Origin of the sequence: Legionella quateirensis, from assembly GCF_001467955.1 — a bacterium.
Lineage (GTDB): Bacteria > Pseudomonadota > Gammaproteobacteria > Legionellales > Legionellaceae > Legionella > Legionella quateirensis.
Window position 1 is genome coordinate 242481 of sequence record NZ_LNYR01000049.1, and the last position, 275, is coordinate 242755.

Genomic DNA, 275 nt, shown 5'->3' on the forward strand with positions numbered 1-275 from the left:
GACGCTGTTGGTTGGAGCATCATTAACCGGATTCACCGTCAGGTTCACTGTAGCAGTTTCCGTAACCCCACCAGAAGTCACCGTATAGGTAAAGCTGGTACTGCCGTTGTAATTCGCAGCTGGGGTAAAGCTTAAGGTACCGTTAGCATTCAATAGTACCGTACCGTTGGCCACAGCCACTGTGCCGCCCACGGCAATGGCCGTGCCATTAATGGCAGTGATGGTATGGCCTGCATTTTCAAAGGTATCATTGGCATTCACGTCAAGATTAGCCA

1 protein-coding gene is annotated in these 275 nt (G+C 50.5%); it reads right to left on the reverse strand.

The annotated features are described in order from the left end of the window. Positions 1–275: cadherin-like domain-containing protein (locus tag Lqua_RS18550; protein ID WP_193787194.1), on the reverse strand; the 275-nt coding region annotated here is incomplete at both ends.